Annotated in this window: 7 protein-coding genes; 2 read left to right on the top strand and 5 right to left on the bottom strand. The window is 72.3% G+C overall.

Annotated elements, in window-relative coordinates; translation table 11 throughout:
* Nucleotides 1-86: 86 nt before the first annotated feature.
* The 3 genes from AC3ERT_RS31055 to AC3ERT_RS31045 all read right to left on the bottom strand — a co-directional run bounded on the left by AC3ERT_RS31055 (nucleotide 87) and on the right by AC3ERT_RS31045 (nucleotide 1,908).
* Nucleotides 87-254 carry a hypothetical protein gene (locus tag AC3ERT_RS31055; RefSeq protein WP_435126307.1) on the bottom strand — a complete coding sequence of 56 codons (168 nt, stop codon included), beginning with the start codon at nucleotides 252-254 and terminating at the stop codon, nucleotides 87-89.
* Nucleotides 255-330: 76 nt separating this feature from the next.
* Nucleotides 331-834, bottom strand: a complete 504-nt coding sequence (locus AC3ERT_RS31050; protein WP_435126310.1) for an SRPBCC domain-containing protein — start codon at nucleotides 832-834, stop codon at nucleotides 331-333.
* A gap of 114 nt (nucleotides 835-948) precedes the next feature.
* Nucleotides 949-1,908, bottom strand: a complete 960-nt coding sequence (locus AC3ERT_RS31045) for an NAD-dependent epimerase/dehydratase family protein (protein WP_435126313.1) — start codon at nucleotides 1,906-1,908, stop codon at nucleotides 949-951.
* Nucleotides 1,909-2,040: 132 nt separating this feature from the next.
* Between AC3ERT_RS31045 and AC3ERT_RS31040 the strand changes: the two genes are divergently transcribed.
* Complete coding sequence (locus AC3ERT_RS31040; protein ID WP_435126316.1) at nucleotides 2,041-2,976, top strand: LysR family transcriptional regulator; 936 nt, start codon at nucleotides 2,041-2,043, stop codon at nucleotides 2,974-2,976.
* 60 nt (nucleotides 2,977-3,036) lie between these two features.
* Here AC3ERT_RS31040 and AC3ERT_RS31035 read toward each other — a convergent pair whose 3' ends face one another.
* Both AC3ERT_RS31035 and AC3ERT_RS31030 read right to left on the bottom strand, forming a co-directional pair.
* Nucleotides 3,037-4,443 carry an amidase gene (locus AC3ERT_RS31035; RefSeq protein ID WP_435126319.1) on the bottom strand — a complete coding sequence of 469 codons (1,407 nt, stop codon included), beginning with the start codon at nucleotides 4,441-4,443 and terminating at the stop codon, nucleotides 3,037-3,039.
* 74 nt (nucleotides 4,444-4,517) lie between these two features.
* Nucleotides 4,518-5,105 (bottom strand): TetR/AcrR family transcriptional regulator, encoded by a 588-nt coding sequence (locus tag AC3ERT_RS31030; protein ID WP_335981170.1) that lies wholly within the window; start codon nucleotides 5,103-5,105, stop codon nucleotides 4,518-4,520.
* Nucleotides 5,106-5,213: 108 nt separating this feature from the next.
* On the opposite strand from AC3ERT_RS31030, the gene AC3ERT_RS31025 reads away from it, so the two are divergent.
* Complete coding sequence (locus AC3ERT_RS31025) at nucleotides 5,214-6,014, top strand: NADPH-dependent F420 reductase (RefSeq protein ID WP_435178134.1); 801 nt, start codon at nucleotides 5,214-5,216, stop codon at nucleotides 6,012-6,014.

Raw genomic sequence — 6,014 nt, 5'->3', positions numbered from 1 at the left:
GGCCGAGTATCAGAACATCCCGTACCGGCCGACACCGTGCCTTCGTTCTTCACGCCCACTTGGTTTTCGTGACGAAGTACCGGCACCTAAAGCCCGGTGCACTGCGATGAGACCCGGTAGCGCGACCAGTTCTCGGCGTCGACGAGCAGCTTCCACACCACTTCGGGCGGCGCCTTCACGTCGATGTCATTGAGGGCGTAGAGCGCCGACGTCTTCGGGTCGTACGGTTCCGGCCACATCACCTTGTCGTACATCGTCCGTCCTTCCGTTCGGGGTGTTCTGGGCGTTCCGGGTGTTCCGTTGGCAGCGGCGCGAGGCGCCGAAGGCGCGTCAACCGGCCTGCTCCTCCCGCTCGGCCGCCACCTTGGCGAGCGCCGCGAGCAGGTTCTCGTGCGTGCGCCAGAAGACCTCGGGGTCCTGCTTCGCCAGTTCGACCCAGAGCGGACCTTGCATCGTCTCCTCGGTCCACAGATGGGTCCCCGTCGGCGTGGGGGTGATGATCCAGGCGTGGTAGGCCCTGGACTCCTCGGACGCCTTGGGGTGGCCGCCCCACGCGATCCGCGTCCGGGGCCGGAACTCCTGTACGGAGGCGAACACGTCCTGGCCGGCCAGGTTGGTCTCGAACCGCGTGCCCAGGCGCAGCGCGTCATGGCCGTCGAGCAGCCGCACCTCCCCCACGCCCGGGTAGAAGGAGGGCCACGTGCGGGGATCGACGAGCAGGGACCAGACCGTTTCCGGAGATGCCTCGACCTCCAGCTCGTTGGTGAAGTGGATGGGGGATCGACTGGGCGTCATGGCCTGCGGCCAGTTGATCGCCTCGAACGTCTCGGACATGGGCCTCTCCCAACGTCGGACCGCTCCCTGGCGGTCGGTTCCGTGATGTACGGCGGGCGACGGTTGCGCACCGCCGGTGTTCCGTTTCGACGGGATTCCGTTCGACGGGGACCGTCACACGATGGGCGGGAGCACGGACGGCGTGTTCCCGCCGGCGGCCACGGAGTCGCGCAGCGCGTCGAGGCCGGCGGCATGCTGGACGATCGGCTCGTATCCGAGGTCGGCCACCGCCCTGTCCGTGCGCAGGGTGCACTGCTGCCCGAGGAACCAGCGGGCGGGGACGGGGACTTGACCGGCCGCGGTCTCGGCGTCCAGGTCGGGTACCGCGACGTCCACGCCGAGGATCGCGAACTGGGCCTCAAGGAACGCGCGGAGGGTGACGCGGTGCCGGTCGGTGACGAAGTAGGCCTGGCCCGGCCGGCCGCGCTGCCATCCGAGCACGAGTCCCTCGACGGCGTTGTCGACGTACGTGACGTCGGTCGTGTGCCGGCCGCCGTCGATCCAGGCGAACCGGCCCGCCTTCGCCGCCGCGGCCAGGCCCTCGACGAGGAAGCTGCCGGGTCCCCAGACGAACCGCGGGCGGATCGACACGGTGGCGAGGCCCGGGGCGTTCGCGTCGAGCACGATCCGCTCGGCCACGGCCTTCGTGGCGCTGTAGGCGGCTGCCGAGTCGGGCCGCAGCGGCGCGGTCTCGTCCACGTCCACGAGCGGGTCGCCGGCCAGCAGCGCGGCTTCGCTGCCGCAGTGGACGAAACGCGGCACCCCCGCGTGGCGAGCGGCGTCGACGGCCGCCCGGGTGCCGCGCACCGTCACCAGTTCGTGGCGGTCGCGGTCGGCGGTGACATCGGTCTCGGCGGCGAGGTGGAACACCACGTCGCTGCCCGCCACGTCCTCCCGCCACGTCAGCGGCTCGGTCAACTCGCCCCGCACGGGCTCCGCGCCCAGCGCCGAGACCTTCGCGGCCGATGCCTCGCTTCGCACCAGGACCCGTACCGCGTGCCCCGCGCCGAGGAGCCGGCGTACGAGTACCTGGCCGATGAACCCGGAACCGCCGGTGACGAACACCTGCGCCATGTCTCTCTCCTTCGCTTCGTGTGAGCCCCTCGCCGGACGTGGCGAGCGGTCCCATGGGTGAGAGCAACCGGGCGGCCTGCGGGCTTCCCTCCACAATCCTCATACTTCGAAGGCTTGCGATAAGATCCATGGATGGCTTCTCTGCGGGCACTGGAGTGCCTCGTCGCCGTCGCGGACTCCGGGTCGATCACACAGGCCGCGCTGCTGCTGCACTCGTCGCAGCCCGCCGTCTCCCATCAGCTCGCTTCGCTGGAACGGGAGACGCGGACGGTCCTGCTGCGCCGCGAGGCCCGCGGGGTCAAGCTCACTTCCGCGGGGCGGGCCGCCGTCGCGGACGCCAGGCGCGCGATCGAGGCGGCCGCGGCCGCGGTGCGGTCGGCGCGCGCGGCCGGTCAGGCAGCCGGCGGCGTCCTGCGCCTGGTCTGCGCGCAGAGCCTGACGGTGCCGCTGCTGGCGGCCGTCATCCGCCAGTGGCGCCGCCGCCACCCGGAGGTGGCGATCACGCTGCGCGAGTCCACGGCGATGGACGAGGCGCTCGGTCTCGTCGAGTCCGACGAGGTCGACGTGGCCGTGCTGACCGCGCCCTCGGCGGGCCGCTTCACGATCACCGCCGTCGCGGAGGAGGAGATCGTGTGGGCGGCGCCCGCCGACCATCCGCTGGCCGGGCGGCCGGCCGTACGCCTCGCGGATCTCGACGGGGTGCCGCTCGTCCACTTCGCCCCGGACAACGGCCTCAGCGGCTGGCTCGACCAGGCCTTCGCCCGCGAGGGGGTCCATCCGGAGACGGTGATGCGCACCTCGGTGACGGCGACGGCGCCGCAGCTCGCGGCCGCCGGGCTGGGGGTCGCGGTGTGCCCCGTGAGCGCGGTCAGCCACGGCTTTCCGGGAGCGGTGCGCTCCTTCTCCCCGCGGTGGGTCCGGCAACTGGTGGCGGTGACGTCCACGCGGCCAGACCCGCTGGCCGCCCGTTTCATCGCCGACCTGCGCGACCACGGCATGAGCGTGCCGCGCGACGTCCGCGACCAACTCGCCGGGCCCCGCCCACCGGACGAGCCGCCCGCGGCGTGACGGAAGCCGGGGCGCGGCAGGACGGGCTGCCGGACGGGCCGCCGTTCACGGAACCCGGGGTCAGATCGCGGGGTGCTGGTCGCGGACCGGGCTGAGGGACTCCAGCAGGGAGGCGGTGTGCAGCACCGTCGACTCGCAGTGCCAGCCCGCCGCCAGCTGCACGCCGATCGGCAGGCCCTCGCCGCTGGTGCCGAACCGCAGGGACAGCGCCGGGAGGCCGGTCAGGTTGAACGGAACGGTCGCCGTCTGGATGTGCGCGGCGTCCACGGAACGGCCGTCGACGGTGAGCCGGGCGGCGCCGTGTCCGTGTGCGGGAACGGGCAGGACCGGGAGCAGGAGGATGTCGTACCGCTGGAAGTACGCGGCGAACGCGTCCCGGAGGCGTTCGACGCCCTGTTCGGCCAGGACGTAGTCGTGCAGGGGCGTGTCGGGGCCGGCGAGCATGTGCTTCGAGACCCTGCCCATCCGGTCCTCGTGGCCTGCGGTGGCCTCCCGGAAGGCCGGTCTGACCTCCATGACGTGCTGTCGGTAGAAGAGGTCGAGCGGGTTGTCCCGCTCCAGGGCCGGGATGTCCACCGCGTCGACCTCGGCCCCCGCGCTCCGCAGCGCTTCGGCGGCGTCCCGCACGGTGGCGGCGACCTCCGGGTCGATCGGGCCGAGCCCGGAGTCGACCAGCCATCCGACACGCACCGGCCGGTCCGGCGACGTGCCCAGGCCGGCGTCGAACTCCCGCGGCACGCTGGCAAGACCGTCGGCGCCGTCCGGCCCGGACAGCAGCGCGTAGGCCAGGGCGAGGTCGCGGACGGTGCGGGCCATCGGGCCCACGTGCCAGTCACGGCGGGGCGCCCGGGGCCAGACCCCGGTCATCGGGATGCGCCCGTGCGTCGGCTTGAGCGCGGCGATGCCGGTGTGCGCGGCCGGCCCGCGCACCGAGATGGCCAGGTCGCTGCCGAGCCCGAGGGGCGACATGCCCGCCGCGATCGCCGCTGACTCGCCGCCGCTCGAACCGCCGGGTGTACGGCCGAGGTTCCAGGGGTTGTTCGTGCGGCCCGTCAGGAGGTTGTCGGACTCGGTCGAGTACGAGAACTCCGGGAGGTTGGTCTTCGCCAGGAGGATCGCACCGGCCCGCTTCAGGCGGGCCACGCTGGTGGCGTCCCGGTCCGGGACGCGGCCCGCGAAGATCGGGGAACCGCGCTGGGTCAGCACTCCGGCGGTGTCGAACGAGTCCTTGGCCGTGAACGGCACACCGTGCAGCGGCCCGACCGCCACGCCGGCCGCCACCGCCGCGTCCGCGGCCTTCGCCGCCTCCAGAGCCCCGTCGGCGAGCGTGACGATGGCGTTGACCTTGGGATCGGCCGCCTCGATGCGGTCGAGGTGCGCCCGCACCACCTCGACGGAGGAGACCTTCCGGTCGCGGATCAGCTCGGCGAGTCCGCTCGCGTCGCGGTGGATGAGCTCGGTGGTCATGGTGACCTCGTTTCTACTAGACCGGTCTACTAGTCCGGCGTACGGGGGGCGGGGAAGGCCCGTCGAAGGGCTCGTCAGATGTGGAGGACTTGGCGGGTGACGGCCATGGCACGGTCCAGCGGGCGCGCACTGCGGTGGATCTTCGCCATCATGCTCGCTCCGATCCACAGGTCGTAGAGCGCCTCGGCCGCCATGCGGGGGCTCTCCTCGACGGACACGGAGCCGTCCGCGACGCCGTCGGCGATCATCCGCTCCAGGCGGTCGACGATCGCGGTGGTCCCGGTCTTCGTCGCCGCCCTCATCGCCTCGGAGAGGTCGGCGACCTCCGCGCCGAGCTTGACGACCAGGCATCCGCCCTGGCAGTCGTCCGCCGCCTGCGTGTCGTGGAACCTCTGCCAGTAGGCCATCAGGCGCTCGGCGGGGCTCCTGCGGCGGTCGGCGGCGATGCCGTCCATGACGGCCAGGTAGTCGTCGAAGTAGCTCTTCATCATCGCCTCGCCGAAGGCGTCCTTCGAAGCGAAGTAGTGGTAGAAGGACCCCTTCGGGACGCCGGCCGCGGCCAGGACCTCATTGATGCCGACCGCGGCGTAGCCCTTCGTGGCCACGATCCGCCGCGCGGTCTCCAGAAGGCTCTGCCCCGTGTCCACCTTGGTACCTGCCATACGGGCACGCTAGCAGCAGATTAGACCAGTCGTCTAGAAATCCGCTCCGCGCAAGGGCAGCGGGCGTGCAGGCATGCAGAAAATCTATCGCAGCGCCTCCTTCTATCGATGGACGGACGGGAAGCACGGCCCCCGCCCCGCCTGTTGGACACCCACGAGGAGCGGCGCGCCGGGCCTGATCCGGCGGAGCCGGACCTGTCGAGGACCACCCGACGCAGAGCCCAGCGCAAGAGCCCGACGCAAGAGCCCGACGCAAGAGCCCGACGCAGAGAAGGAGCGCTCACCATGAGCAGCATCAGCATCATCGGCCTGGGGCAGATGGCCCGGGTGCTCGCCAACCGGGCGCTCGACGGCGCCCACGCCGTCGAGGTCGTCGGCCGGGACGCCGCCAAGGCCGCGGACGTGGCCGCCGCACTGGGCCGCGGCGCCACCGCGGGCACCATGGACGCGGCCCCGGCCGGGGACATCGTCATCCTCGCCGTGCCCGCCGGCAGCGCCGTGCCGGTCGTCAGCCGGTACGGGGACGCGCTGGCCGGCAAGGTCGTCGTCGACATCTCGAACCCCTTCAACTCCGCCGCCACCGGGGTCGTCACGCCCGAGGGCACCTCCGTCGCACAGGAGATCGCGAAGGCCGCTCCGGCGAGCACTCACGTCGTCAAGGCGTTCAACACCGTCTTCGGCGGCGTCCTCGCCCAGGGGCGCCCGGTGGACGTGTTCCTCGCCGGCGACGACGCGCGGGCCAAGGCGCGCACGTCGGCGTTCGTCGAGAGCATCGGGCTGCGCCCGTGGGACACCGGCGACCTGGCGATGGCGCGGTGGCTGGAGGGCGCCGGGGTGCTGATGATGGGCCTGGGGCGCCATGGCGTGGGGGCGTACGACTTCTCCCTGGGCGTCACCACCGCCGGCTGA

This window comes from Actinacidiphila sp. bgisy145 (genome assembly GCF_057708125.1).
This window is presented reverse-complemented; position numbering and strand designations above follow the sequence as displayed.

Bases quoted from the DNA above. Each gene is read 5' to 3' on its own strand.
- AC3ERT_RS31055 (WP_435126307.1), bottom strand. From the start codon at position 254: ATGTACGACAAGGTGATGTGGCCGGAACCGTACGACCCGAAGACGTCG.
- AC3ERT_RS31035 (WP_435126319.1), bottom strand. From the start codon at position 4,443: ATGACCACCGAGCTCATCCACCGCGACGCGAGCGGACTCGCCGAGCTG.
- AC3ERT_RS31025 (WP_435178134.1), top strand. From the start codon at position 5,214: ATGGACGGACGGGAAGCACGGCCCCCGCCCCGCCTGTTGGACACCCAC.
- AC3ERT_RS31045 (WP_435126313.1), bottom strand. From the start codon at position 1,908: ATGGCGCAGGTGTTCGTCACCGGCGGTTCCGGGTTCATCGGCCAGGTA.
- AC3ERT_RS31030 (WP_335981170.1), bottom strand. From the start codon at position 5,105: ATGGCAGGTACCAAGGTGGACACGGGGCAGAGCCTTCTGGAGACCGCG.
- AC3ERT_RS31040 (WP_435126316.1), top strand. From the start codon at position 2,041: ATGGCTTCTCTGCGGGCACTGGAGTGCCTCGTCGCCGTCGCGGACTCC.
- AC3ERT_RS31050 (WP_435126310.1), bottom strand. From the start codon at position 834: ATGTCCGAGACGTTCGAGGCGATCAACTGGCCGCAGGCCATGACGCCC.